The following is an 812-nucleotide window of genomic DNA, read 5'->3' on the forward strand; positions in this document are numbered from 1 at the left end:
TTAAATGCCGGATGATTGTCTAACATTTGGGGTACAGTTCACATGGATGGGATTTTACTTTAGGCAGTAATAATAATTTATTGTCGAAGTGACAATGTTTTTCACTGTTTCTTTTTCTAAAATAATATCAGTAATATGTGGCTTTAGTATTTCCTCCCAATGATATCCAACATCATCATTACCATTTAAAACACTCAGTTTTGCACCTAAGATTCTTATCATACCGCCATTAGATACAGCAAAAACATAACAACAGTCATTTTCTAAATTATATGTAGATGCTTGATATTTGTAAGAAGTAACAAAATCGTCTGATACTTCTTTCCCTGGTTCAGCCCGTTCAGGCAACATTGTTTTTAACATAGAGAAGTAAGCCTCTTTTTTTTCCATATTAAAAATATTATTATTTTCAACAGGTAATACCAAAGCATTCCCATCAGATAAACACAGGATATCTCCTCCTAATGTTGCTACTTTCGCACTATTTGGATACAGTTTTCCATCTATACAAAAATGAAATAAGCCATTTCTATATCCATTTTCTGTACTCCAATCAGATAAATACTCTATAAGTATGGCAAAATGATTTGGATCACCAAAAATCATAATTATCTCCATTTTCCTGGTAAACCAAGTTTCTTTTTAACGTCTGATGGAACGTCGCTCTTGCTTAATGCCGCACTTTTATCACCTGTGCTACCGGACCAATGCCACGTACCATCATTAGTATTGGTAAATTGATGTACATTACCATCACTATCCAATGCGTATCTTTTTTTACCACTTGTAACTGAATTGCTAAACAATTCGAC

General features: G+C 33.4%; 1 protein-coding gene and 1 pseudogene. Both read right to left on the reverse strand.

The features are described 5' to 3' along the window. Positions 1-54: 54 nt before the first annotated feature. Complete coding sequence (locus EAE90_RS23275) at positions 55-606, reverse strand: immunity 42 family protein (protein WP_214055456.1); 552 nt, start codon at positions 604-606, stop codon at positions 55-57. Positions 607-608: 2 nt separating this feature from the next. Continuing rightward, a pseudogene (locus EAE90_RS23280) lies at positions 609-812 on the reverse strand (VENN motif pre-toxin domain-containing protein); the annotation flags it as partial.

Origin of the sequence: Photorhabdus caribbeanensis, from assembly GCF_018448885.1 — a bacterium.
In the GTDB taxonomy this organism is placed as follows: domain Bacteria; phylum Pseudomonadota; class Gammaproteobacteria; order Enterobacterales; family Enterobacteriaceae; genus Photorhabdus; species Photorhabdus caribbeanensis.